Source organism: Aneurinibacillus tyrosinisolvens, assembly GCF_001015055.1.
Lineage (GTDB): Bacteria > Bacillota > Bacilli > Aneurinibacillales > Aneurinibacillaceae > Aneurinibacillus_A > Aneurinibacillus_A tyrosinisolvens.
Genome location: NZ_BBWZ01000002.1, coordinates 117,595 through 141,398 on the forward strand (window position 1 = coordinate 117,595; position 23,804 = coordinate 141,398).

The following is a 23,804-nucleotide window of genomic DNA, read 5'->3' on the forward strand; positions in this document are numbered from 1 at the left end:
CGCTCCGGTTCGCATATCCTGTCTCCTCCCGCATATCTTGTCTATATACATTGTATTGGGACAGGAGTGATTCATGTGGGGTGGGAGCCGGAAATCCTGCAATGGGGCGAATTTATTACAATATCACTGATCGGAATGGCGCTCGGAATGGACGCTTTCTCGCTTGGCATTGGCATGGGAATGGGTGGCATCCGCCTCCTGACGGTTTTAAAGGTAAGCATTATTACGGGTATTTTCCATGTTTTTATGCCGTTAATTGGAATAGTGCTGGGCATGTTTCTTACTTCGCTTGTCGGGAATGTCGCCACCTATATGGGAGGAAGCATTCTGATCCTGCTCGGATTACATATGATGTGGAACTCTTTTTTCAGCAAAGAAAAAAGCCCGCTGCTCAAAACAACCATCTGGGGACTGATGCTGTTTAGCCTCAGTGTGAGCCTGGACGCGCTGTCTGTTGGGTTCTCCTTCGGCCTGTTTAATGTCAACGTTACGATGGCTGTTTTGGTATTTGGCATACTTGGTACCCTCCTTTCCGCCGCCGGTCTGCTTCTTGGGCGGAAGGTAGGGAGCTGGCTGGGAGAATACAGCGAAGTGCTTGGCGGGCTGATTCTTTTCTCCTTCGGCGTTAAGTTTTTACTGTAGGAGGGCCTGCAATGACAGATCTCCTTCTTATCAGCACGGTAACCGGGTTGACGACGGTCGTAGGTGCAGTGATTATGCTTTTTTCAGGGAAGCCGGGGCGAAAGCTGCTCGCTTTTTATCTTGGGCTTTCGGCGGGAATTATGACCCTTGTTATTTTTATTGATTTGCTGCCTGCTTCTTTGCGGGATGGTGATGTATACGGCACGTTTCTCGGCAGCGCGATAGGTGCTGTTTTTCTTATGGCCGTTCACCTTATCGTTGTAAAAGTCTCTCGGGAGAAGCGGTGGGCGCCCCCGGATGAAGCGAACCCGGGGGACGAAGAATGGAGGAGGGCCGGCTGGTTAATGGCTATCGCGCTCGCCTTTCACCATATCCCGGAAGGCACCGCCATTGGGGCCGGCTTTCATACGCACCGCCATGTTGGGATTCTTATTGCTCTTTCCATGTCGCTTCATAACATTCCGGAAGGGATTGGGCTGGCGGCTCCGCTGCTTATGAGCGGGATGGGAAGGTGGCGCATTTTACGCCTTTCTTTTCTTATTAGTCTTTGCATCCCCGCAGGGGCACTTATTGGGGAATGGTACTTAACTTCCACCCCGCAGGCGATTACGTTCGGCATGGCTTTTGCGGCGGGTTCAATGGGATACATTGTGTGGAAGGAAATAGCGCCGTCCGGGCTGCGGATGCATACGCTCAGCGCACAGGCGGGAATGCTGGCCAGCTTGCTGGCGATGTTCCTGCTTCATCACGTCGTTCCTTGATTAGCTGATAGAAAAAGCGGGCAGGATAGGTAAGGAAAAAATATTTTTGTATACTCTTGCAATTAGGACTATGTTCGTACAACAATAGGAGAAGGAAGAAAGGGGAGATAGATATGCGCATTTTATTCGTATGTACCGGGAACACCTGCCGAAGCCCGATGGCGGAGAAACTATTAAGAAAGATGGCTGCCGAGAACGAAATGGATATTCAGGTGCAATCTGCCGGAATTTTTGCCTCTCCGGGTTCTGCCGCCTCTTCTCATGCCGCTACGGTGCTAGACAAGAAAGGAATTACGGAAGCGCATCAATCGCAAATCGTCAGCGAATCGCTCATCGACTGGGCTGATCTCGTAATGACGATGACAGAATCTCACAAACACACGCTCCTTCAGCAGTTTCCAGATTACGAAGACAAAATATATACGCTTAAGGAATATACGGACGCATCTCCTGAAACGCAGGAAAGAAACGAGGAGCTTGAGTGCCTGTACGCCCGGCTCGCCGAAAAACAGGAAGAGTTTATGAAGCAGCACAGAGAAGAGATTCACAGGCTGGAGGACCAATATCAAGCGCTTTATAGCCAGCTGGAGCTCGTTCGGGAAGAACTGGACGAGTGGAAAGAAAGAATTATGCGGGAAACGGTGGAAGAGCGCAACCAGATTGCCATTCTGGAGCGGCAGACACCGAATTATGATATCGGCGATCCTTTCGGAGGGAGCCTGGAGATGTACGAGAGGTGTGCGTCAGAGATTGAAAAATCGCTGGAGCAGCTGCTTGCTGTACTTAAAGAGGAAGCACAATCCGCTTCTGAAAGAAATTACTAGAAGACGAAAGAATTGCACAATTTGATCCGATATAATAAGTAGTACGATGCTTTGTTTTAGCAGCGGGGAGGAAGAAGAGAAATGAACAAAAAAGCGCGCTATCCGATGAGTTTACAGAGAAAGCTTGTCATTGGAATTAGCGGTTTATCAGCCGTTACGTACGGTACGAGTGCCTTTTTTATTTTCGTGCTTGGGAAGTATGTTACAAGTTTTATGCCATCCTGGCTTTTTACAATGCTTACGCTGATGATGGGCGTGTTCTGGTCCGGTGTATTCGGCTGGCTTGTCGCCCGGTGGATTTCGCGTCCGATCGTGGAGCTTGAAGAAGCGGCCTATCTTGCTTCCAAGGGGGATTTGCGTTCGGAGGTTAAAGTGCCGGGTTCACGGGATGAAATTCAGGCGCTCGCCCAATCGTTTGCTGCAATGATCGGCAACCTTCGCACGATGATTAAGGACATTAACCATTCTTCTGAGCATGCCGTACAGAGTGTAGCTGAGTTAACGCAGGCGTCCGGGCAGGCTGCCGTGCAGATTGAACAGATTAGCGTGACAATGGATCAGATTGCGCGCGGCGCTGACAATCAGGCGGGTCATACGAATACGATGGTCGAATCGCTTGAATCTCTCGGAGAACTCGGGAATGAAGTCAACCATCATGTTGAGAACTCGCGCAGGCTATCAGGACAAATGCTGACAACACTCCAGGAAAGCGGAAAGGTTGTTGCATCGCTTGTGCAGGGAATGCACTCGCTTGCGGAAGAGAACCAGCACTCGATCGAGGCGGTGAAGCGGCTGGAGGAGAATGCGGGACAGATCGGAAACATTACCCGGGTCGTCAGCGAACTTGCCGGACAGACGAATCTGCTTGCGCTGAATGCGAGCATTGAGGCGGCGCGGGCGGGAGAACACGGCAGAGGGTTCGCGGTCGTTGCGGATGAAGTGCGCCAATTGGCGGATGAAAGCGGAAAAGCGGCGGCGAGCATTAACGGATTAATCGAGCAAATGCAGCGGGAAGTGGCCAACGCAGTACACCAGATTAGCGAGCAGGTTGCCATCGCTGATACGGAATCAAAGCGCGGGGAGGAAACGACCAAAGCGCTCGTAAACATTGCGAACTCCGTTGACGAGGTGGTCGCTTCTGTTGAAAATATTGCCTCTCTCATTGGCCGCCAGTTGGAAAGCATGCGGGTAGCGATGCAGGATGCGAGGGATGTTGCCGGCGTCGCTGCGGAAACGTCGAAGGGGGCTGAGATTGTGTCGCTTGCGGCGCAGGAACAGACGGCGTTTATGCAGGAGGTTGCAGCAGCAGGCCAGGTGCTGCGGGACCAATCCGAGCAGCTTAAAGGGTACGTCTCTAAATTCCAGGTATAATAGCAGAGGAACGCTCATCTTTTTATAGAGAAGATGAGCGTTCTTTTTTTGTTCGTGTGGTAATATGTGGAATAGGATGGGTTTTATACTTTTGAAGGAGGCTGAAGCGAATGGCAGATATCTCATTGAAGAAAGTCATACTCGATAATGGGGAAACAATGGCATACCGTGAAAGAGAGGGCGGGCAGAAGCAAATCGTGCTTGTGCACGGAAACATGACGTCGTCCGTCCATTGGGATCTGGTCATGGAGAATTTGCCTGCAGAGTACAAGGTGTACGCGGTAGACATGCGGGGCTTTGGCGAGTCGACCTATAACGAACCGATTTATTCACTCCACGATTTTGCACTTGACCTGAGAGACTGGGTGGACAAAGTGAAGCTAACGTCCTTCGTTCTCGTTGGCTGGTCTACCGGTGGCGGGGTGGCGATGGATTTTGCGGCCGACTATCCTGATTATGTAGAAAAGCTTATTTTACTTGCTTCTGTCGGAACGAGAGGGTACCCGCTTTTCAAAAAGAACGGGCTTGGCCAGCCGGATTTTACAACGCCGCTCCGCACGAAGGAAGAAATCGCGCAGGACCCTGTTCAGGTTGTCCCTATTCAAAACGCTTATGATTCCAGAAACAAAGGAATGCTGCGGCAGGTGTGGAATCTGGCGATTTACACGCACAACCAGCCGGATGAAGCAAGATACGAGAAGTACCTCGATGACATGCTGACACAACGCAATCTGGTCGACGTCGATTATGCACTGGCGACCTTTAATATAAGCGGGGAAGAAAATGTGGTCGGGCCTGGAAGCGGGAAGGCAGCCAAAATAAACATCCCTGTTCTCGTGTTACGGGGTACGCGTGACTATGTTATCCCAGACCAGATGGCGAAGGATATTAAGCAGGATATCGGAGACAACGCGCGCATTCACTATTTAGAGGATGCTGGGCATTCACCGTTAATTGATGCTTTGCCTGAGCTGCTGCAGGCCATAACAGATTTTATAAAAGAATAGATAAAAGAAAATTCGATTAAATAAAAAATGGGTTTATTTCCGAACAATAAATGATATATAATGAAAAACGTACAGGTTTTACAGTAAACTATAAAAGAAAATTCCTCTATGCAATCGCTGTGAATGGGTTATAATACAGGGAGAAACGGAATGCAACGAAACGGAGGAACGGCAAGATGAAAGTAGCGATTGCAGCCGATCATGGCGGTTATAGATTAAAAGAGGAGATTAAATCCTATCTTCAATCAGCAGGAATAGAGTACCAGGATTTCGGATGCAACTGTGAGGACGCTGTCGATTATCCGGACTATGCCCTGCCGGTAGCTGAGAAAGTTGCAACCGGGGCTTTTGACCGCGGGATTCTCATATGTGGTACAGGCATCGGGATGTCGATTGCTGCCAACAAAGTAAAAGGTGTTCGTTGCGCACTTGTACACGATTGCTTCACGGCAAAGGCTACCCGCGAGCATAACGACTCCAATATTCTTGCCATGGGTGCCCGTGTGATTGGTCCCGGCCTTGCACTGGAAATTGCGAAAATCTGGCTCGGAACCGAATTTTCCGGTGGACGCCACCTGCGCCGTGTAGAAAAAATTAAAGAAATTGAAGACAATCAATAAGGTGGCATTCCTATGGAGATAAATAAGATAAAGCAAGACGCACAGTCCATTATGGAAGACCTTTTACAGGCAAAGCCGCTGGGTGGGAAGCATGTTCTTGTCATTGGGACCAGTACAAGCGAAATCGCCGGAAAGCACATCGGTTCAGCAGGCAGCGGCAATTTTGCCGGGGCATTGTATGAAGTGTTTGCCGATTTCTCCGGGAAGTTCGGTTTTTCGCTCGCTTTCCAATGCTGCGAGCATTTAAACCGGGCTCTCGTTGTAGAGCGGGAAACAGCGGAGCGGTACGGCTGGCCGGAAGTTTCCGTCGTGCCTGTTCCAAAAGCAGGAGGGGCGATGGCTTCTTTTGCTTTTAACCGCATGAGCGACCCAGTCATCGTAGAAGAAATTAAAGCGGACGCGGGCATCGACATTGGTGACACCTTTATCGGGATGCACTTAAAATCGGTCGTTGTGCCGGTTCGTCCACGCATGAAACAGATTGGAGAAGCGCACGTAACAATGGCAGTCACACGTCCGAAGCTCATCGGAGGGGCCCGCGCTGTGTATGAGCGCACCCCTTTAGAAGAAAGCTGCCGTTAAACAAGAGGAGGAGAAGGAAAATGCTGGAACACGTGAAGAAACAGGATCCGCAAGTAGCAGAAGCCATTAAGCTGGAGTTAGGCCGCCAGCGCAGTAAAATCGAGTTGATCGCTTCCGAGAACTTTGTAAGCGAAGCGGTAATGGAAGCGATGGGAACCGTCCTTACGAATAAATATGCGGAGGGCTATCCCGGCAAGCGCTATTACGGCGGTTGTGAATATGTCGATATTGTAGAAGACCTGGCGCGTGACCGCGCGAAGCAACTGTTTGGCGCAGAGCATGCGAACGTGCAGCCTCACTCCGGGGCGCAGGCGAACATGGCGGTTTATTTTGCCTTCCTAAAGCCGGGCGATACAGTACTTGGAATGAATCTATCGCATGGCGGACATCTTACGCACGGAAGCCCGGTCAACTTCTCCGGTTCATTATATAACTTTGTAGAATACGGTGTTGACAAAGAAACGCAGGTAATCGATTACGAAGATGTGCGGAAAAAAGCGGAAGAACACAAGCCGAAAATGATCGTAGCGGGTGCCAGCGCGTATCCAAGATACATTGATTTCGTGAAGCTGAGAGAAATTGCAGACAGTGTTGGCGCTTATCTTATGGTTGATATGGCGCACATTGCCGGGCTTGTGGCGACAGGCCACCATCCGAATCCGGTGCCGCACGCGGACTTCGTAACGACAACGACGCACAAAACACTGCGTGGACCGCGCGGCGGCATGATTCTTTGCAGAGAAGAATACGCCAAAGCGATCGATAAATCCATATTCCCTGGTGTTCAGGGCGGTCCTTTAATGCACGTGATTGCAGCGAAGGCTGTTGCTTTCGGTGAGGCGCTTCAGCCCGAGTTTAAAGAATATTCGGCGAAGGTGATTGCGAATGCAAAACAATTCGCGCAATCTTTAGCTGAAGAAGGCCTTACGCTCGTCTCCGGGGGGACGGACAACCACCTCATTCTTATGGATGTGCGGAATATGAACCTAACCGGTAAGGTAGCGGAACACCTGCTGGATGAAGTCGGCATTACAACGAACAAGAATACGATTCCTTACGACCCGGCCAGCCCGTTCGTCACAAGCGGCGTCCGCCTTGGTACGCCGGCGGTAACAAGCCGCGGCTTTGACGAGGAAGCGATGAAAGAAGTGGCGGCGATTATTGCGCTCACGCTGAAAAATCCGGAAGACCAGGCGAAGCAGGAAGAAGCGCGCAATCGCGTGGCCGCCCTGTGCGAGAAATTCCCAATGTATCCGGGCATCCAAATTTAATCGTTTTTTTAGAGTTGAAAATAGCATCCCCCTGTTTGGGCTATACTGCCATAGACAGGGGGATTTTTGTGCTGCTCTTTCAAATGGTGCATCTGGCTTTTCAGTCTGGTATAATATTACGCAGTGCAAAGAAGAGGAGGCCTTACGAGATGGGAAAAGTATATGTGTTTGACCATCCATTAATCCAACACAAATTGTCTTACATTCGTGATAAAAATACGGGAACGAAAGAATTCCGTGAGCTTGTGGATGAAGTGGCGATGCTGATGGCATATGAAATTACGCGCGAGATGCCGCTGAAGGAAATTGAAATCGAAACACCGGTGACAACGTGCAAAACGAAGGTGATCGCCGGGAAAAAGGTAGGGCTTGTCCCGATTTTACGCGCCGGCCTCGGAATGGTTGACGGTATGCTTAAGCTCATCCCGGCTGCAAGAGTAGGCCATGTAGGGCTATACCGCGACCCTGAAACGCTGGAACCGGTTGAATACTATGTGAAGCTGCCGAGCGACGTGAACGAACGGGAATTAATCGTCATTGACCCGATGCTCGCAACCGGCGGATCGGCTGCCGCTGCCATTACGGCTTTGAAAAACCGCGGAGCGCAAAACTTAAAGCTAATGTGCCTCATTGCTGCACCGGAAGGCATTGAGAAATTCCAGCAGATCCATGAAGATATCGACCTTTATGTGGCTGCGGTTGATGAAAAGCTGAACGACCACGGCTATATTGTTCCAGGACTTGGCGACGCGGGCGACCGTTTGTACGGGACAAAATAAGAAGGTGAAATGATGATAAAGAAAAAGATTATGATGGTATTCGGCACGCGGCCGGAAGCGATTAAAATGGCCCCGCTCGTGCATGAACTGCGCCAGCAGGACAAGCTGGAGCCTTTCGTGTGCGTGACGGCGCAGCACCGCCAGATGCTGGACCAGGTGCTCGACATTTTCTCCATTACCCCGGATGCTGATTTGGATATTATGAAGGAGCGCCAGACGCTCACCCAGATTACAACGAGAGTGCTCGAGGGACTGGACAATGTAATGAAGCAGGAGAAGCCGGATATGGTGCTCGTACACGGCGATACAACGACAACGTTCGCTGCCAGCCTGGCTGCCCTCTACAATCAGATTCCCGTTGGACACGTGGAAGCGGGTCTGCGCACATGGACCAAGTATTCTCCGTATCCCGAGGAAATGAACCGCCAGCTTACCGGTGTCATTGCGGATTTACATTTCGCCCCTACCGTACAGGCAGCGGAGAACCTGAAGAAGGAAGATAAGAATCCGGACACCATTTACATAACAGGAAACACGGTCATTGACGCGCTGAAAACAACGGTGGACCATGACTACGAGAGCCCTGTGCTTCGCGAGTTTGAAGGGAAGAAGCTCGTGCTAATGACCGCGCACCGGCGCGAAAATCTTGGGGAACCGATGGCCCGCATGTTCCGGGCGATTCGCCGCCTGGTGGAAAAGCACGAGGAGATTGCGGTCGTCTACCCGGTTCACCTGAACCCGGTTGTCCAGGAAACGGCCGAACAGTACCTTGGCGAGCACCCGCGCATTCGGTTAATCAACCCGCTTGATGCGGTTGACTTTCATAACTTTATGTCCCGGGCGCACCTCATTCTTACCGACTCGGGCGGGGTGCAGGAAGAAGCGCCGGCGTTCGGTGTGCCGGTTCTTGTGCTGCGGGATACAACGGAGCGGCCGGAAGGGATTGCGGCTGGGACCCTTAAGCTCGCGGGCACGGATGAGGAAAGAATTTTTGAACTGGCGGATGAACTGCTGACAAGCCCGGAAGCGTATGAGCGGATGGCGAAGGCCGCGAACCCGTATGGAGACGGACAGGCTTCCCGCCGCATTTGCGAAGCGATTCTTTATCACTTCGGGCTGCGTGAGGAAGGGCCGGACTTATTCCAAGTATAGGTAGAGAGATAAAGCACGTACTTCTCCTTCAAGGAGTTGTACGTGCTTTTCTCATTTTACTTGAAACAATTTCCTTATACATAACGTCTAATTAAGTTATAGAGAAAGACAAGAAATACATAACTGAGAGGAGAAAGAGAATGAATAACCTAATACGTAAGGCATTTGCGGCGTTGATAGCGATGGCTATAATTTTTACGCTGCAAATGCCATACGCCGGGGCTGCAGGTCTGTCCCTGACAAAAATCTCGGAATCGCAAATTGGTGAAGGAACCTTTCTTTTGAAGTACAATCTCGTCATTGGCGGCAGGAGTTCTAACGTTTTCGTTACCCGTGCCGATTTAAACAACCCGTATGTGGAAGTCGGGCCGGTTTATGGAACACAGGGTAAGCTGACGGCCAGGCAGAACGTAAAGAAAATGGCGGATGAAAAGGGAGCGATAGCGGCAGTTAATGCGGATTTCTTCCGCATGGACCGTAGAGGCGCTCCTTTTGGAATTGTTATGGACAAAGGAAAGCTTGTTTCATCAATGGGGAAAATCAACAACTGGTATTCATTCGGTTTGTTGAACGATAAAACAGCCATCGTTTCCCATATGACCTTCAATGGCAGCCTCCAGACTCCGGACGGGGCCACTGCTGTCATCCAGGGGGTCAATAAAGAAGAATACAACCCGACAAATGACAAAAGCCACTTGAACAAAATTAATCTGTACACGAGTGATTTTGGGACAACCAGCCTCGGAGCGATTAAAGGATACGAGGATTCCGTTGAGATGCTCGTAATGAATGACCAGGTGTCTGCCATTCAGGCAGGAAAGCCGGGAATGGCCATTCCGCAAGGCGGCTACGTTCTCTGGGGGCACGGAACAGGCAAGCAATTCCTCATGAGCCATCTCAAAATAGGGGATGCCGTAACGACGACCCTTCAGACAGGAACGGACATACCTATCGGAGATAAACAGCTTTACAATGCAGTCGGCGGCCATATGCTGCTCGTCAAAGAAGGGAAAGCACTTACGAACATTCCGTCGAACAGTATCGGCGGGAATCAGCCGCGCACCGCGTTCGGAATTTCGAAGGACGGAAAAACGGTCTATATGGCAGTCGTAGAAGGTCCTACGAAAAGCCGCGGAGTTACGCTGGATGAACTGGCCCAGCTCATGAGCCAGCTTGGCGCTTACAATGCCGCAAACTTCGACGGCGGCGGTTCGAGTACAATGGTAGCGCGTACCCTTGGAAACACACAAACATCGGTACTGAATACGCCGAAGCTGGGTGAGCCAATGAGAAGTGTTCCAACGGGACTTGCCTTCTTTAATACCGCACCGCCAGGAGAACTGGCCAACTTCTTTTTCACGAATGACAACAAAACGGTCCTCGGAAGACCGCTCACCATGACGGTAGCGGCGTATGATACGCACTATAATCCGTACAAGCTGGACCCTGCATCCATTACATGGACCGCTGCAAACCCGGCGGATGGCACATTCAATAAGAATGTGTTCACACCGAAACGGAGCGGAACGATCCAGGTTACAGGACAATACAACGGCATGGCAAAAACGATGAACCTTTCCGTAACCGATCCGGAAATTACCGACATTTATGTTTCGTCGGCATCGTTCACACTTCATCAGAATGAAACAGTGAACTTTAACGTCAGCTTAAAACCAAAAACCGGCAGCCTGCTTCCTGCGGCAGCCGACCAGGTAAAAGTATCCCTTACACCTGGGCTTGGAACCGTAAACGGATTCTCCATCACGGCTGGCGATGTGGAAAAAGCGGGCGAGCTCGTTCTCACATACAAAAACATCACGAAGAGAATTCCAGTAACGGTCGGAACGAAATGGGTACCGTGGAACAACATGGATAGCTTAACAGGACTTTCTTATGCGACGGTTCCGGACAACATTGCGGGCGACGGTTCCTTCCGCCAGACAGTGGAGGGTGAGCCGGTGAAAGATTCAAGCAAAGCGGTTCGCCTTGATTACAATTTTGCCGGGGCATCCAATGCCAATACGCGCATTGCCTACGGCCGGCTGGGCGCGGCGCCCGTAGTGCTGCCGGGGAAACCGATCGGAATGAAAGTATGGGCCTACGGTGACGGAAAAGGGCACTGGCTGCGCGCAGAACTCCTTGATGCAAACAAAAAGGTATATTACGTTGATTTAGCCAATGAAACCAACTGGACAGACTGGAAGGAGCTTGAGGGTAAATTCCCTGCAGGTGTTGCCTATCCTGTCTCTCTTCGCAGCCTCTACGTTGTAGACAGGGAAGATTCTACGCTTGAGCCACAGGGAACCGTTTATTTCGATGAGATTTCGCTGGAGCAGCCGGTGACGTTTGCCAATCCGGCCCCGGTTCCGGTCCCTGCACCTGCACCTGCTCCGGTACCAACCCCAACTCCAACTCCAACCCCGGTTCCGCTGCCAACAGCGCCTGCGGGTGTGAAGTTTACCGATATTAAAGGGCACTGGGCAGAAGAGGTTCTTCTGTCCATGTACAACAAAGGCATCGTACACGGTGTATCGCAGACGAAGCTCGGGCCGAATTTACCGGTAACGCGCGGGCAGTTTGTCACCTTTATGGATAACGCGTACGGCTGGTCGAAAGCGGCTCCGGCTTCCGGGAAACTGCCTTTTAAAGATTCCGTTCCCGGCTATGCGCAGGCCGCTGTACTTGCCGCTGCAAACAAGGGAATTGTAACCGGGATGCCTGACGGAACGTTCCAGGCCGATAAGCCGATTACCCGCACGGAAATGGCGGCAATGGTTCATAAGGCGATGGTGAAGGGCTACGGGGATTTAAGCGTCCCTGTCCGGCAAAGGGCGAAGCTGAAGGACTCCGCATCGGTTCCTTCCTATGCAAGTGACAGTGTAAACGCCCTGTATGTAAGAGGCTATATGAACGGAGACGAGAAGGGATACTTTAACCCGAAGAAAGTAGCCACCCGGGCAGAAGCCTTATCAATTCTCTACAATGTTTTGCAAAAGTTAAAATAGTAAAGTGATTGTTAATTTTCTCCCACACAGCAGGGAATGGAATAAATTCGGCGAATATAGTACAAGTATTTTTCAAAAAAAAGAGTGAGAGTGAGGGAGCCTGATTATGAGTAACAGAGAAGTTGTTATCGTAAGTGCTGTCCGTACACCGATTGGAAGTTTCATGGGTTCTTTAAGTGCAATTCCCGCCCCTGAGTTGGGAGCCATTGCGATTAAGGAAGCGTTAAACCGCGCAGGCGTTCCAGGTGATCAGGTGGATGAGGTCATCATGGGGAATATTCTCCAGGCCGGAACAGGCCAGGGTCCGGCGCGCCAGGCTGCAATAAAGGCCGGCCTGCCAGTTGAAGTTTCCTCCATGGCAATAAATAAATTGTGCGGTTCCGGCTTGAAAGCCGTACACCTGGCTGCACAGGCCATTTCCAATGGGGATGCGGATATCGTAGTCGCTGGCGGAATGGAAAACATGAGCCTTGCACCGTACCTCCTCCCGAAAGCCCGCACCGGGTTCCGCATGGGCGATCAGAAAGCTGTTGACAGCATGCTGACAGATGGTTTACTTTGTGCTTTTAATGACTATCATATGGGTATCACGGCGGAAAACATTGCCGAGCAGTATGGATTAACCCGCGAAGAGCAGGATGCATTTGCGGCATTGAGCCAGCAGAAGGTAGAAGCTGCCGTAAACGCCGGCCGCTTCAGCGAAGAAATTGTTCCGGTGGAAATTCCGCAGCGCAAGGGTGACCCTGTTATCGTGGACAAGGACGAATTCCCGCGTGCAGGCATAACGGCTGAACAGCTGGGCAAGCTGAAGCCTGCCTTCAAGAAAGAAGGAACCGTAACGGCAGGAAATGCTTCCGGAATTAATGACGGAGCTGCGGCCCTCGTTCTCATGAGCCGTGAGCGTGCAGAACAAATGGGCATTAAGCCGATGGCGGTTGTTCGCGCCAATGCCAGTGCAGGAGTTGACCCTGCGATCATGGGTATCGGGCCGGTGCCGGCAACAAAGAAAGCGCTGGAAAAAGCCGGGCTTACGATCGAAGATATCGATTTAATCGAAGCAAACGAAGCATTTGCCGCCCAGTCTCTTGCTGTAGGACGCGATTTAAACATTCCAGAAGAGAAGCTGAACGTAAACGGAGGAGCCATTTCACTTGGCCACCCGATTGGCGCCAGCGGAGCGCGCATTCTTATTACCCTGTTATATGAGATGAAACGCCGCAATGCGCAGCGTGGTCTGGCGACTCTTTGTATCGGTGGCGGACAGGGCGTATCAACGATTGTAGAATTGGAAAAATAATCATAGATGTCAAGGGCTGAGCTGTAACGAATTGACAAAAAGCCTGCTTTTTCGCAGGGTTTTGTCTAAATCGTGACAATGCTGTTTCAACTTATTGACAAACGATAAATGGTTAAGTACTATGGTTAGGGACATAAATGTCATGTATGCACATGATAACGTGTTCCTAACCATTTCTTAAGAATATTTGACAATTTTGGTCAAATTTTTTTTGACCAAAATGGAAAGAATGTAAAAGCGAATCTGGGAGGGACTGGATTTGAAGAAGGGAAATGAAGGACCTTTACGAGCTTTTGCATTGGTAGGAACAATAGGGGTAGAACTAGCTGCCTCTGTTATTTTTGGCTTCTGGGCCGGACGGCAAATCGACAGCTGGCTGAAAACCGAACCCTGGTTCATGCTTGCTGGCTTATTGTTCGGGTTGGCACTGGGCATCACGGGAATCTTCTTCCTGATCAAACAGTTCTTTGGAGAGTGACATGGAAGAATTCGCTTCCTCAATCAAAACCGCTGCACGTTATACGTTTTTTCTTTTTGCGGCCATCGTTCTGTTATGGCTGTTTATGCCGCAGCGCGTGTTTTTTCAGGGATTAATCCTGGGAACAATCGCGAGTATCATTAATGGCTTTATTCTCTATCTTAAAACGCTCCAGGCAGGAGAAGCGGCCGTTACACCGGGGAAAAAGGTCCGTGGCATTGGAATGCTGCAGCGCCTTCTTGTCGCCGGTTTTGCTGTGTATATGGCAGCGCGCCTCCCCCATCTTTTCTCTTTCGCTGGCGTGCTTATCGGACTGTTTGCGGTCCAGGCCGTCACACTAATCCTTGCTATCTCGCAACATTTTTCTATAAAAAAATAACAAGATTATGAAAGGGGTGAATGAGAAAAAATGGAACATTATTCTCCGTATTTTACAATTGCCGGTCTGGTATTTGATATTCCTACGATGCTAATGTCTGTTCTGACAGCGCTGCTTGTACTTCTTGTTATTTTCTTAAGTACGAGAAATATGACAGCAAGTGTGCCGCGCGGATGGCAGAACTTCTTCGAATGGGTTATTGAGTTCGTTCGCGGCATTGCCGGACAGTTCATGGATGCTAAAACAAGCACCAAGTTTATTACGCTTGCTTTGACGCTATTCCTCTATATCTTCATTGGCAACCAGTTAGGCGTCATGTTCAATGTGAATGTGGCATACACAGAGCCGGTTCCGGCCCTGGGAATTACCCAGGAAGTGTTTAACGCGCACGCCCATCCGGCGGCGGGCCACAGCGGCGAGAAGGAACTTGTGGTTGCCTGGTTTAAATCGCCTACCGCTTCTCCGAGCGTAACCTTTGGACTTGCCCTGATGATTCTCCTATACTCGCACTACCTCGGAATTCGCAAGGATCCAGGCGGTTATGTGAAGCACTGGTTTGAACCGAGCCCGCTCATGTTCATTCTTCACGTAATGGAAGAATTCATCATCAAGCCGCTTACGCTTCCACTGCGTCTATTCGGTAACATCTTCGCAGGTGAAGTATTGATTGCTTTCATGCTGGCCGGTTCCGTAGCGGTCGTAAGTCTTCCGCTCATTGTCTGGCTTGGCTATTCTGTGTTCGTTGGCGCAATCCAGGCGTATATCTTTACGACACTGGCCCTTGTTTACATCTCACAAAAAGTTGTGGACGAACATTAAGTTCTTACTGTTGGTAGCTAACCCTTTTATTTTGATAAAATCATTTTGACTTTTTTATAATTTATGAGGAGGGAAATCATAATGGATTTCGCAATTGCATTAGGTTTAATCTTTGGTCTTGCTGCTGTTGGAGCAGGTATTGGTAACGGTATCGTTGTTTCTCGTACAATTGAAGGGGTTGCTCGTCAACCTGAAGCTCGTGGTGGATTAATGGGTCTTATGTTCCTTGGCCTTGGTCTTGTAGAGGCGGTTCCGATTATCGCTGTTGCGATTGGTTTCATGCTTTTCGGACGTCTTGGATAATAAAAGCGGACGATTTGCGTTTGCACACTTTTTACCTGGGCGGGGACAAAAATCCCTCGCCTTCCTTTTGTACTTGAATGATTCTCCTGATAAGAGGAAAGGAGTTGACATGCATTGTTAGACTTTGGAAGTGTTCGTCTGGAATTCGGCACGATGTTATTCCAGGTTATCGTATTTTTAGTTTTGATTTTCCTGGTCAGCAGAGTTGCCATGAAACCGGCAATGTCGATACTGCAACGACGCCAGGAACATATTGAAGGCCAAATCGCGGCGGCTGAGAAAGCAAACGCGGAAGCGGCATCTTTACTGGAACAACAGCGCGCTGAATTGAAAAAGGTGCGTGAAGAAGCGCAGGTTATCTTAGACCGCGCCAAGAAGCAATCCGAAGTAGAGGCACAGGAAATTGTTGTTGCATCTCAAGAACGCGCGGAGCGCTTAATTGAGGAAGCAAAGCTTGAAATTAACCGTGAGAAAGAAAAAGCGTTAAGCTCCGTCCGTGATCAAGTAGCCGGTCTTTCTGTCTTGCTTGCTTCTAAAATTATCGAAAAAGAAATGACAGAAGCGCAGCAGCAGGATACGATTGAGCAGTTCATGAGACAGGTGGGCGGTCAAGTATGAGTGCGGTAAGCAAGCGCTATGCCCGTGCACTGTTTGAAGTAGCAAGCGATAATCAAACAATTGAAGCAACAGAAACCGAATTGGTGGACATTGCAAGCATCATTGAACAAAACGAAGAGCTAAAGCAGCTCCTCACCCATCCGAAAATCTCTTCAGAAGATAAGAAGCAGATGATGAATGAACTGTTCGCCGGCAACGTTTCCGAAGCGACCATGAACTTTATCAATCTTATTCTTGAGCGCGGCCGGGAAGAAAGCCTGCTTGACATCGTGAAAGATTTTACGCAATTTGCAAATGAAGCCCGCGGCATTGTTGATGCGGTTGTTACAACGGCAAAACCGCTTGGCGAACAGGAAATAAATGAACTGGCTAAAGAGTTTGGCCAGAAGTTGAATAAAACGCTGCGCGTGACGACGGAAATCGATCCTTCCATTGTCGGCGGAGTTATCGTCCGCATCGGGGATCGCCTGTATGACGGCAGCATTAAGGGCAGGCTGGCCCGTTTCACGCAGCAAATTAAGCAAGCCCAAGTATGATAGATAGGGGTGAACCATAAGATGAGCGCAATCAGACCAGATGAAATTAGTTCTGTGATTAGACAGCAGATCGAAAAATATAAATCTGACATCCAGGTAGTGGATGTAGGTACTGTTATCCAGGTTGGTGACGGTATCGCCCGTATTCACGGCTTACAAAACGTTATGGCCGGTGAGCTTCTTGAGTTCTCCAATGGGATTATGGGTTTGGCTCAGAACCTTGAGGAAGACAACGTGGGTGCCATTATTCTCGGACCTTATACTGACATCCGTGAAGGCGACCAGGTAAAACGCACAGGACGTATCATGGAGGTTCCGGCAGGGGAAGCGCTCCTTGGACGTGTTGTAAACCCGCTTGGACAACCGCTTGATGGCCTTGGCCCAATCGAAACGACGGAATTCCGTCCGATCGAAAGCCCGGCACCGGGTGTTATGGCTCGTAAATCTGTACACGAACCGCTTCAAACAGGGATTAAAGCAATTGACGCAATGATTCCAGTTGGACGCGGCCAGCGTGAGCTTATCATCGGTGACCGTCAAACAGGTAAAACGGCAATCGCACTTGACACCATCATCAACCAAAAAGGCAAAGGCATGGTTTGTATCTATGTTGCTATCGGGCAGAAGCAATCCACAGTTGCCGGCGTAGTCGAAACACTTCGTCAGCATGGTGCGCTTGAATATACAATCATTGTATCTGCAACAGCATCCGATCCGGCACCGCTGCTTTACCTTGCACCGTATACAGGGGTATCCATGGGTGAATACTTCATGTACAAGGGCGGCCACGTGCTTTGCGTGTATGATGACTTATCTAAGCAAGCGGCAGCATACCGCGAACTTTCCTTGCTGCTCCGTCGTCCTCCAGGTCGTGAAGCATATCCAGGGGACGTATTCTACCTGCACAGCCGCCTCTTAGAGCGTGCTGCGAAGTTAAACGATGAATTAGGCGGCGGTTCATTAACAGCCCTCCCTTTCATTGAAACACAAGCAGGGGACGTATCTGCATACATCCCAACGAACGTAATCTCTATCACAGACGGACAAATCTTCCTTGAGTCCAACCTGTTCCACTCCGGCCAGCGTCCGGCGGTAAATACAGGTATCTCTGTATCCCGTGTAGGGGGTTCCGCTCAAATTAAAGCGATGAAGAAGGTTGCAGGTTCCTTGAAGCTTGATATGGCTCAATACCGTGAGCTTCAAGCGTTTGCCCAGTTCGGTTCTGACCTGGATAAATCAACCCAGGCTCGTCTAAACCGTGGGGAGCGTACGGCTGAGATTTTGAAGCAGAGCCAGTTTGACCCGATGTCGGTTGAGAAGCAGGTTGTCTCCATCTACGCGGTAATTAAAGGATTCCTTGATGATATCCCTGTTAAGGATGTTCTCCGCTTTGAAAAAGAATTCCACTCTTACCTTGACCACAACAAGAAAGAGATTCTTGATACAATCGTCAATACGAAAGAATTACCACCGGAAGACCAATTGAACGCAGCCATCGAAGAGTTCAAGAAGGGCTTCGCAGTATCCGAATAATAGCAAAACAAAGGCTCCATCACATACAAGAAGGTCGATGGAGCGTAAATATAAGGATAAAGGTGGTGAATCAAATTGGCCGGAGGAATTCGTGAGATAAAAGGTCGTATCAAGAGTTTCTCGAACATGCGACAAATTACGAAGGCGATGAAAATGGTTGCCGCCGCTAAGCTGCGCCGTGCGCAGGAACGTGCGGTAGCATCCCGCCCTTACGCTGACAAAATGCGTGAGGTCGTTATGAGCATCGCTGCCGGCACGACAGGCTCCAAGCATCCCATGCTGCAGAGCCGTCCCGTGAAAAAGACGGGCTATGTCGTCATTACATCTGACCGTGGTCTTGCGGGAGGATACAACGCTAACGTGCTCCGTACTGTCGCTCGTACGATTGAAGAGCGGCATAACAGCAAGGATCAATATACAATTATCGTGTTAGGCCGTAAAGGACGTGACTTCTTCAAGAAGCGCGGATACCCGATTGCTGATGAGTTCGTAAACGTGTCCGATGCTCCGACATTTGCAGACATTAGAAACGTTGTGCGCAACGCGGTAAACTTGTTTGCAGATGGAGGCATTGATGAACTGTACCTCGTGTACAACAAATTCATCAGTGCCATCCAGCAGGAGCCTATGGAACTGCGTTTGCTTCCACTGGCAAATGTGGAGAAGGCGGAAGGTACGCCAACGTATGATTTTGAACCATCCGCGGAAGAAGTGCTTGCTGATTTGCTTCCAAGATATGCGGAAACCCTTATTTACAGCGCGCTGCTTGATGCAAAAGCAAGTGAGTGGGGTGCCCGTATGACAGCAATGGGCAGTGCAACGGACAACGCGACAGATATGATCGACCGCTTAACATTGTTTTATAACCGCGCCCGTCAGGCGGCTATCACGCAAGAAATTGCCGAAATCGTCAGCGGAGCCAGCGCACTCGAGTAGTCGGGTGTGTTAGATAGGAGGGAAACAGATGAGCAAGGGACGTATTATTTCAGTTACAGGTCCGGTTGTAGATATTCAGTTCGATCGTGGACACCTGCCTGAGATTTATAACGCAATTAAAGTTACTGGAACACTTGAGAACGGAAAAGCAGTTGATCTTACGCTCGAAGTTGCGCTTCACTTAGGAGATAACCAGGTTCGTACCGTAGCGATGTCTTCTACCGATGGTTTGGTTCGCGGCATGGACGCCCTTGATACAGGAAAACCAATTTCCGTACCGGTTGGGGAGAAAACACTTGGCCGTGTATTTAACGTATTAGGTGAGCCAATCGACTTACAGCCAGCTCCTGAAGGAGTACAGTACGATCCAATTCACCGCCAGCCGCCAGCATTTGAAGAGCAATCTACATCGGATGAGGTATTGGAAACAGGAATTAAAGTCGTAGACCTGCTTGCCCCTTATGCAAAAGGTGGTAAAATCGGTTTGTTCGGCGGTGCGGGTGTAGGTAAAACCGTACTGATCCAGGAACTTATTAACAACATTGCCCAGGAGCATGGCGGGTACTCCATCTTCGCGGGTGTAGGGGAACGTACTCGTGAAGGGAACGACCTTTACCACGAGATGGTTGACTCCGGCGTTATCAGCAAAACATCCATGGTATTCGGACAGATGAACGAGCCGCCAGGTGCGCGTCTTCGCGTAGCCTTGACAGGTCTTACAATGGCTGAGTACTTCCGTGATGTAGAAGGCCGTGACGTACTTCTGTTCGTTGACAACATCTTCCGTTTCACACAAGCCGGTTCTGAAGTATCCGCCCTTCTTGGACGTATGCCTTCAGCGGTAGGTTACCAGCCAACGCTTGCTACGGAAATGGGTCAGCTGCAAGAGCGTATTACATCCACAAAGAAAGGTTCTGTAACATCGATTCAAGCGATTTACGTACCTGCGGATGACTATACGGATCCGGCTCCAGCTACAACGTTTGCTCACCTGGATGCGACAACAAACCTTGACCGTGGTATTTCCGAGCTTGGTATTTACCCTGCGGTAGATCCGCTTGCATCTACTTCCCGTATCCTGTCTCCTGCAGTTGTAGGCCAGGAACACTACGATGTAGCGCGCGGCGTACAGTCTATCCTGCAGCGTTACAAAGAACTTCAGGACATCATCGCCATCCTTGGTATGGACGAATTGTCTGATGAAGATAAAGTAATCGTAAACCGCGCGCGTAAAATCCAGCGTTTCATGTCCCAGCCGTTCCACGTTGCGGAGCAGTTCACAGGATTCCCTGGTAAATACGTTCCGGTTAAAGATACAGTGCGCAGCTTTAAAGAGATTCTGGAAGGAAAGCACGACAACCTTCCGGAAGCAGCGTTCCTCTATGTTGGAACCATTGAGGAAGCCGTTGAAAAAGCCAAGGGCATGTAGTTCAACCCTGATGAAGGGGAGGGTTTCGTAGATGAATACAATTGCAGTCGAAATCGTTACTCCGGAACGGGTTGTCTACCGCGGAGATGCACGCATCGTTGTAGCCAGAGGCGCCGATGGGGATCTTGGCATTTTGCCAAACCACATCCCGATGGTTACGCCGCTTAAGATTGCTCCGGTTCTGGTTAAGAAAGCAAATGAAGGGGAAGAAGACACCATCGTTGTAAGCGGTGGGACAATGGAGGTTCGCAAGGACAAGATTACGATTCTTGCTGAATCTGCAGAGCTTCCTGAAGAAATTGATGTGAACCGTGCGCTTGCTGCGAAGGAACGCGCGGAACGCCGCCTTGCTGAAAGTGCAGGAAATGACCTTGATTTTAAGCGTGCCCAGCTGTCACTTCAGCGCGCAATGACGCGCCTTGGCGTCAAAGGTAAATAAGCGTTATAAAAAAGAGCTTCCCGGGATCCCGGGAAGCTCTTTTTGTATATAATTCGTCATTTTTGTGAAAGTGCAGTCATGGTATAATTTAAAAAATGAGGTGGGATGAATGGAAAACACGTTAAAACAAATTCTGGATGAACTCAAGGGCTTGCGTTCCGATGTAGGAGAATTAAAGGACGGGCAAAGAGGGTTACGTGCTGACGTAGAAGAGTTAAGGGACGGGCAAAGAGGGTTACGTGCTGACGTAGAAGAGTTAAGGGACGGACAAAGAGGACTACGTGCTGATGTAGAAGAATTAAGGGATGGCCAAAGAGGATTACGTTCTGATGTGGAAGAGTTAAAGAGTGGACAAAAGGGATTACGTTCTGATGTAGAAGAAGTAAAGAACGGGCAAAAAGAGATTAAGGAAGCAGTTATTCGTCTGGAAGAAACCCAACCCAAAGATATTATCGCTATTTTGGAGCGTATTGATAAGAAATTAGACACGAAGGATTTTGAGTTGCATGCATTAAATAAGCGTGTATTCAAAGTCGAAACTGAAATTGAGCGGTTCAGCCGATAGTAATGATTGAGAATCCAGTCTGAAGGTTGGGTTTTTTCATCAAGAAAATAGAAAATTGCGTTCTCAAATTTAAATTCACTAAATCAAATAGTAATCATTATAATTAAGCAGAAAACTTTTTAATTTTGGGGAGAGATTACAGTGGCTAAAAAGATATTTTTTGGAAATTATAAAGGTGGCGTCGGTAAAACCACCAGTGTTTATCAGATTGGACTATGGATGGCAAAAAAAGGCAAGAAAGTTTTACTAATTGATTTAGACCCGCAATGCTCACTCTCTGATATGTGTTGGAGTAACAAAACCCGGGTAAATAAATATAACAATTCATTGAATTTTGCAATTGAGCTTTATACCCGCTATATAAGTAATAACGTCACAGATTATAATTTGTTGACCGGTAAGACAAAAAGCATGCACTCTTATCTTAATGAACTAATAGTGAATATTAAGAATAACATTGACTTTATCCCATCGACAATAATGTTTAAAAATGCGAGACTTAACGATCTCTCTTCGAGAATGGAAAAGAATGCTTTGAACGTATTTATTATGGCATTAATTGTTAAGGATATGGAACTTAATGAAAATTATGATTTCATTTTATTTGATTGTCCTCCAACGAGCAATATGTTAATTCACAGTGTGTTTATGGCATCCGACTATTATATTATCCCAACAATTGGTGATAAAATTAGTATTAATGGTGTTCCTGACTACGTTAGAGAAATCGAGAATGTATATACTCGATATGCAATGAACGATGAAATAGGCGGTATTATGCTTAATGCAATTTTTGGTGAAAAACCTAAATTAATCGGGGTATTTGAAACAATTTACAAAAATCGTACTGGAAGCGGGAATATTCGATTGCTTAAAGAATTGGATGACTCAATTAATAATACCCACGTAGAATCTCTGTTATCAGAACCGGGATTTGCAAAATACAGATACCAGAAACCTTCCCATAGCATTGAAACAAAACATACATTTGCTGATTTCATGAGAAATTTAGTTTCGATTCCAAGTGATACTTATAAAACATTGGAACATGGAGAATATGAGAAAATCACTGTTCAAATTATTGATGTGATAAAGTAACGGAAAGTATTAAATGATGGAGGCCATTAAGCATGAGTCCAATACCAAAGGGACAAAATAAAAAGATGGTTAAAAAAACTGATGAATTATTGAAAATAATAGAAGATGCAAAAGATGATATCTACTCATTTCTAAATAGTTCAGACAGTCAGCAACAGGGAAAATTGGATGAAGTATTAAAAAATTATAACGAGATTATTGACTATCTTGCATCAATTAAAACAGTGCTTGGAAAAGTTGATTTAATTACTAATGAAAATAAGACAAAAAAACAAACCCAAGGTACTAAAAGAAAGAGTATACATAGCTTTAATGTGAAAGAGGTTAATTGTGTAACAATAGATAACTATGAAATAAGGGATGCCTATACAGCAAAAACGTTTTTTGAAAGCAGCTTGCTCCCTATATATATAGTTAATCCTCAAGAAACATTAAAGAAAGTTAGTTTAAATGATCTAAAATTTATGTATTATTTACTTACAGAAATTGAATTGGAAAATAAAGTTGCAAAGACTGAAGTTTTTGGTTATATCAAGTCATATTTAGAAAACCAAAACAGAACAAAAACAATGTTGTAAAGTATAGATCTTGAGCGGAATCACTCCCCGTAAGAGAGCACTGCAAAAGTGTCATTTATATTAAAAAAGACGGTAAATAACTACAACCTGTAGTATTTTATCGTCTTTTTTGTTATCCAACATAACAGTAATCCTCCTGCGGAAAGGCAAGGCAAGTTTTTGAAACCTTCTTTTTTCGCCAAATGAAACAAGGTTTTCAAAATCTGTGCTATAATGAAAATTGAGAAATACAGGAATCATATACATATATTATTTAAGAAAGCTGATGCTCCTTTATGATGTGATCGAGCAGTTTTTCGCAGGAACGCCGGATAATCGTATACGTTTCATGGAAAGCTTCGTCCCCTCTTGCCCATGGATCCGGAACATCTCCCGGTCCTTCCGGGTCAAACTCGCGCAGCAAATGAATGCTGCCGGAAAGAGCGCCCAGCTTCTTTATATTGCTGTGATTAGAAGCATCCATAGCGATAATGTAATCCCAGTCTGTTAAATCATTGCCGGTAAACTGCCTGGCGTATTGTCCCTTCAGGGAGACCCCATTACTTTCCGCTGCACGGATGGAACCGGGATCAGGCGTCTTACCCACATGGTAGGCTGCTGTTCCGGCTGAATCTATCTGAAACCGGTCCGATAGCCCTTTTTCCTCCACTAGATGCCGAAAGATGCCTTCTCCAAGAGGAGAGCGGCAGATGTTCCCTAGACATACAAAAACGACATGTGCTTTTTCTGTTATCGGCATGCGATCACTTCCTTATTTTTATCACTATCTTTTGCTAATTTTA

General features: G+C 48.2%; 26 protein-coding genes. 25 read left to right on the top strand and 1 reads right to left on the bottom strand.

All coding sequences use genetic code 11. From position 1 onward, the window contains the following. Positions 1 to 75 precede the first annotated feature (75 nt). The 25 genes from MBEAL2_RS02565 to MBEAL2_RS02685 all read left to right on the top strand — a co-directional run bounded on the left by MBEAL2_RS02565 (position 76) and on the right by MBEAL2_RS02685 (position 23,022). Positions 76 to 642: a manganese efflux pump MntP gene (locus MBEAL2_RS02565; protein WP_369405460.1), complete on the top strand. Its 567-nt coding sequence runs from the start codon at positions 76 to 78 to the stop codon at positions 640 to 642. A gap of 11 nt (positions 643 to 653) precedes the next feature. After that, positions 654 to 1,403 carry a ZIP family metal transporter gene (locus tag MBEAL2_RS02570; protein WP_047150774.1) on the top strand — a complete coding sequence of 250 codons (750 nt, stop codon included), beginning with the start codon at positions 654 to 656 and terminating at the stop codon, positions 1,401 to 1,403. 113 nt (positions 1,404 to 1,516) lie between these two features. Next, the gene (locus MBEAL2_RS02575) at positions 1,517 to 2,227 is read left to right on the top strand and encodes a low molecular weight protein arginine phosphatase (RefSeq protein ID WP_047150775.1); all 711 of its coding nucleotides are present in this window, start codon (positions 1,517 to 1,519) and stop codon (positions 2,225 to 2,227) included. 81 nt (positions 2,228 to 2,308) lie between these two features. Next, positions 2,309 to 3,598 (top strand): methyl-accepting chemotaxis protein, encoded by a 1,290-nt coding sequence (locus MBEAL2_RS02580; protein WP_047150776.1) that lies wholly within the window; start codon positions 2,309 to 2,311, stop codon positions 3,596 to 3,598. A 110-nt stretch (positions 3,599 to 3,708) separates the two neighbouring features. Further along, complete coding sequence (phaZ, locus tag MBEAL2_RS02585; RefSeq protein WP_047150777.1) at positions 3,709 to 4,605, top strand: intracellular short-chain-length polyhydroxyalkanoate depolymerase; 897 nt, start codon at positions 3,709 to 3,711, stop codon at positions 4,603 to 4,605. Between the two features lie 176 nt (positions 4,606 to 4,781). After that, positions 4,782 to 5,225 carry a ribose 5-phosphate isomerase B gene (rpiB, locus tag MBEAL2_RS02590; RefSeq protein ID WP_047150778.1) on the top strand — a complete coding sequence of 148 codons (444 nt, stop codon included), beginning with the start codon at positions 4,782 to 4,784 and terminating at the stop codon, positions 5,223 to 5,225. Between the two features lie 12 nt (positions 5,226 to 5,237). Further along, positions 5,238 to 5,807 (top strand): TIGR01440 family protein, encoded by a 570-nt coding sequence (locus tag MBEAL2_RS02595; RefSeq protein WP_047150779.1) that lies wholly within the window; start codon positions 5,238 to 5,240, stop codon positions 5,805 to 5,807. Between the two features lie 20 nt (positions 5,808 to 5,827). Then, positions 5,828 to 7,078: a serine hydroxymethyltransferase gene (glyA, locus tag MBEAL2_RS02600; protein WP_047150780.1), complete on the top strand. Its 1,251-nt coding sequence runs from the start codon at positions 5,828 to 5,830 to the stop codon at positions 7,076 to 7,078. 149 nt (positions 7,079 to 7,227) lie between these two features. Continuing rightward, complete coding sequence (gene upp / locus MBEAL2_RS02605; protein ID WP_047150781.1) at positions 7,228 to 7,857, top strand: uracil phosphoribosyltransferase; 630 nt, start codon at positions 7,228 to 7,230, stop codon at positions 7,855 to 7,857. 9 nt (positions 7,858 to 7,866) lie between these two features. After that, positions 7,867 to 9,009 (top strand): non-hydrolyzing UDP-N-acetylglucosamine 2-epimerase, encoded by a 1,143-nt coding sequence (wecB, locus tag MBEAL2_RS02610; protein ID WP_173427690.1) that lies wholly within the window; start codon positions 7,867 to 7,869, stop codon positions 9,007 to 9,009. A 140-nt stretch (positions 9,010 to 9,149) separates the two neighbouring features. Then, positions 9,150 to 12,014, top strand: coding sequence for a phosphodiester glycosidase family protein (locus MBEAL2_RS02615; protein WP_047150783.1), 2,865 nt, complete (start codon positions 9,150 to 9,152; stop codon positions 12,012 to 12,014). A 106-nt stretch (positions 12,015 to 12,120) separates the two neighbouring features. Continuing rightward, positions 12,121 to 13,311, top strand: a complete 1,191-nt coding sequence (locus tag MBEAL2_RS02620) for an acetyl-CoA C-acetyltransferase (protein WP_047150784.1) — start codon at positions 12,121 to 12,123, stop codon at positions 13,309 to 13,311. Positions 13,312 to 13,570: 259 nt separating this feature from the next. Beyond that, a complete protein-coding gene (locus tag MBEAL2_RS02625; RefSeq protein WP_047150785.1) occupies positions 13,571 to 13,789 on the top strand; it encodes an AtpZ/AtpI family protein in 219 nt (72 codons plus the stop codon). 1 nt (position 13,790) lies between these two features. Continuing rightward, the gene (locus MBEAL2_RS02630; protein ID WP_047150786.1) at positions 13,791 to 14,168 is read left to right on the top strand and encodes an ATP synthase subunit I; all 378 of its coding nucleotides are present in this window, start codon (positions 13,791 to 13,793) and stop codon (positions 14,166 to 14,168) included. Between the two features lie 30 nt (positions 14,169 to 14,198). Then, positions 14,199 to 14,987 (top strand): F0F1 ATP synthase subunit A, encoded by a 789-nt coding sequence (gene atpB / locus MBEAL2_RS02635; protein ID WP_047150787.1) that lies wholly within the window; start codon positions 14,199 to 14,201, stop codon positions 14,985 to 14,987. 81 nt (positions 14,988 to 15,068) lie between these two features. Then, positions 15,069 to 15,290: a F0F1 ATP synthase subunit C gene (atpE, locus tag MBEAL2_RS02640; protein WP_047150788.1), complete on the top strand. Its 222-nt coding sequence runs from the start codon at positions 15,069 to 15,071 to the stop codon at positions 15,288 to 15,290. A gap of 114 nt (positions 15,291 to 15,404) precedes the next feature. Next, positions 15,405 to 15,908 carry a F0F1 ATP synthase subunit B gene (atpF, locus tag MBEAL2_RS02645; RefSeq protein ID WP_047150789.1) on the top strand — a complete coding sequence of 168 codons (504 nt, stop codon included), beginning with the start codon at positions 15,405 to 15,407 and terminating at the stop codon, positions 15,906 to 15,908. After that, positions 15,905 to 16,444 carry a F0F1 ATP synthase subunit delta gene (locus MBEAL2_RS02650; RefSeq protein WP_047150790.1) on the top strand — a complete coding sequence of 180 codons (540 nt, stop codon included), beginning with the start codon at positions 15,905 to 15,907 and terminating at the stop codon, positions 16,442 to 16,444. The genes atpF and MBEAL2_RS02650 overlap by 4 nt, the downstream gene beginning before the upstream one ends. Before the next feature lie 21 nt (positions 16,445 to 16,465). Further along, complete coding sequence (gene atpA / locus MBEAL2_RS02655; RefSeq protein WP_047150791.1) at positions 16,466 to 17,977, top strand: F0F1 ATP synthase subunit alpha; 1,512 nt, start codon at positions 16,466 to 16,468, stop codon at positions 17,975 to 17,977. A 75-nt stretch (positions 17,978 to 18,052) separates the two neighbouring features. Then, positions 18,053 to 18,913: an ATP synthase F1 subunit gamma gene (gene atpG, locus MBEAL2_RS02660; RefSeq protein WP_047150792.1), complete on the top strand. Its 861-nt coding sequence runs from the start codon at positions 18,053 to 18,055 to the stop codon at positions 18,911 to 18,913. A gap of 28 nt (positions 18,914 to 18,941) precedes the next feature. Then, the gene (gene atpD / locus MBEAL2_RS02665) at positions 18,942 to 20,342 is read left to right on the top strand and encodes a F0F1 ATP synthase subunit beta (protein WP_047150793.1); all 1,401 of its coding nucleotides are present in this window, start codon (positions 18,942 to 18,944) and stop codon (positions 20,340 to 20,342) included. A 31-nt stretch (positions 20,343 to 20,373) separates the two neighbouring features. Then, positions 20,374 to 20,781 (top strand): F0F1 ATP synthase subunit epsilon, encoded by a 408-nt coding sequence (locus tag MBEAL2_RS02670; protein WP_047150794.1) that lies wholly within the window; start codon positions 20,374 to 20,376, stop codon positions 20,779 to 20,781. 109 nt (positions 20,782 to 20,890) lie between these two features. After that, on the top strand, positions 20,891 to 21,346 hold the full coding sequence (locus MBEAL2_RS02675) for a hypothetical protein (protein WP_052947383.1): 456 nt from the start codon (positions 20,891 to 20,893) through the stop codon (positions 21,344 to 21,346). Positions 21,347 to 21,487: 141 nt separating this feature from the next. Beyond that, the gene (locus tag MBEAL2_RS02680) at positions 21,488 to 22,444 is read left to right on the top strand and encodes a ParA family protein (protein ID WP_047150795.1); all 957 of its coding nucleotides are present in this window, start codon (positions 21,488 to 21,490) and stop codon (positions 22,442 to 22,444) included. A gap of 32 nt (positions 22,445 to 22,476) precedes the next feature. Then, on the top strand, positions 22,477 to 23,022 hold the full coding sequence (locus MBEAL2_RS02685) for a hypothetical protein (RefSeq protein WP_047150796.1): 546 nt from the start codon (positions 22,477 to 22,479) through the stop codon (positions 23,020 to 23,022). A gap of 253 nt (positions 23,023 to 23,275) precedes the next feature. Here the strand turns inward: MBEAL2_RS02685 and MBEAL2_RS02695 are convergent, their stop codons facing one another. Beyond that, entirely contained in the window at positions 23,276 to 23,761 is a 486-nt protein-coding gene (locus tag MBEAL2_RS02695; protein WP_052947384.1) for a low molecular weight protein-tyrosine-phosphatase, read from the bottom strand. Between the last annotated feature and the right edge of the window lie 43 nt (positions 23,762 to 23,804).

What these genes read in the sequence shown, in the direction of transcription:
- atpA (WP_047150791.1), top strand. Translation starts at nt 16,466, where the DNA reads ATGAGCGCAATCAGACCAGATGAAATTAGTTCTGTGATTAGACAGCAG.
- MBEAL2_RS02670 (WP_047150794.1), top strand. Translation starts at nt 20,374, where the DNA reads ATGAATACAATTGCAGTCGAAATCGTTACTCCGGAACGGGTTGTCTAC.
- glyA (WP_047150780.1), top strand. Translation starts at nt 5,828, where the DNA reads ATGCTGGAACACGTGAAGAAACAGGATCCGCAAGTAGCAGAAGCCATT.
- MBEAL2_RS02630 (WP_047150786.1), top strand. Translation starts at nt 13,791, where the DNA reads ATGGAAGAATTCGCTTCCTCAATCAAAACCGCTGCACGTTATACGTTT.
- MBEAL2_RS02615 (WP_047150783.1), top strand. Translation starts at nt 9,150, where the DNA reads ATGAATAACCTAATACGTAAGGCATTTGCGGCGTTGATAGCGATGGCT.
- atpE (WP_047150788.1), top strand. Translation starts at nt 15,069, where the DNA reads ATGGATTTCGCAATTGCATTAGGTTTAATCTTTGGTCTTGCTGCTGTT.
- MBEAL2_RS02685 (WP_047150796.1), top strand. Translation starts at nt 22,477, where the DNA reads ATGAGTCCAATACCAAAGGGACAAAATAAAAAGATGGTTAAAAAAACT.
- MBEAL2_RS02580 (WP_047150776.1), top strand. Translation starts at nt 2,309, where the DNA reads ATGAACAAAAAAGCGCGCTATCCGATGAGTTTACAGAGAAAGCTTGTC.
- MBEAL2_RS02675 (WP_052947383.1), top strand. Translation starts at nt 20,891, where the DNA reads ATGGAAAACACGTTAAAACAAATTCTGGATGAACTCAAGGGCTTGCGT.
- MBEAL2_RS02620 (WP_047150784.1), top strand. Translation starts at nt 12,121, where the DNA reads ATGAGTAACAGAGAAGTTGTTATCGTAAGTGCTGTCCGTACACCGATT.
- phaZ (WP_047150777.1), top strand. Translation starts at nt 3,709, where the DNA reads ATGGCAGATATCTCATTGAAGAAAGTCATACTCGATAATGGGGAAACA.
- MBEAL2_RS02595 (WP_047150779.1), top strand. Translation starts at nt 5,238, where the DNA reads ATGGAGATAAATAAGATAAAGCAAGACGCACAGTCCATTATGGAAGAC.
- wecB (WP_173427690.1), top strand. Translation starts at nt 7,867, where the DNA reads ATGATGATAAAGAAAAAGATTATGATGGTATTCGGCACGCGGCCGGAA.
- MBEAL2_RS02575 (WP_047150775.1), top strand. Translation starts at nt 1,517, where the DNA reads ATGCGCATTTTATTCGTATGTACCGGGAACACCTGCCGAAGCCCGATG.
- MBEAL2_RS02695 (WP_052947384.1), bottom strand. Translation starts at nt 23,761, where the DNA reads ATGCCGATAACAGAAAAAGCACATGTCGTTTTTGTATGTCTAGGGAAC.
- MBEAL2_RS02570 (WP_047150774.1), top strand. Translation starts at nt 654, where the DNA reads ATGACAGATCTCCTTCTTATCAGCACGGTAACCGGGTTGACGACGGTC.
- atpD (WP_047150793.1), top strand. Translation starts at nt 18,942, where the DNA reads ATGAGCAAGGGACGTATTATTTCAGTTACAGGTCCGGTTGTAGATATT.
- rpiB (WP_047150778.1), top strand. Translation starts at nt 4,782, where the DNA reads ATGAAAGTAGCGATTGCAGCCGATCATGGCGGTTATAGATTAAAAGAG.
- MBEAL2_RS02650 (WP_047150790.1), top strand. Translation starts at nt 15,905, where the DNA reads ATGAGTGCGGTAAGCAAGCGCTATGCCCGTGCACTGTTTGAAGTAGCA.
- atpB (WP_047150787.1), top strand. Translation starts at nt 14,199, where the DNA reads ATGGAACATTATTCTCCGTATTTTACAATTGCCGGTCTGGTATTTGAT.
- upp (WP_047150781.1), top strand. Translation starts at nt 7,228, where the DNA reads ATGGGAAAAGTATATGTGTTTGACCATCCATTAATCCAACACAAATTG.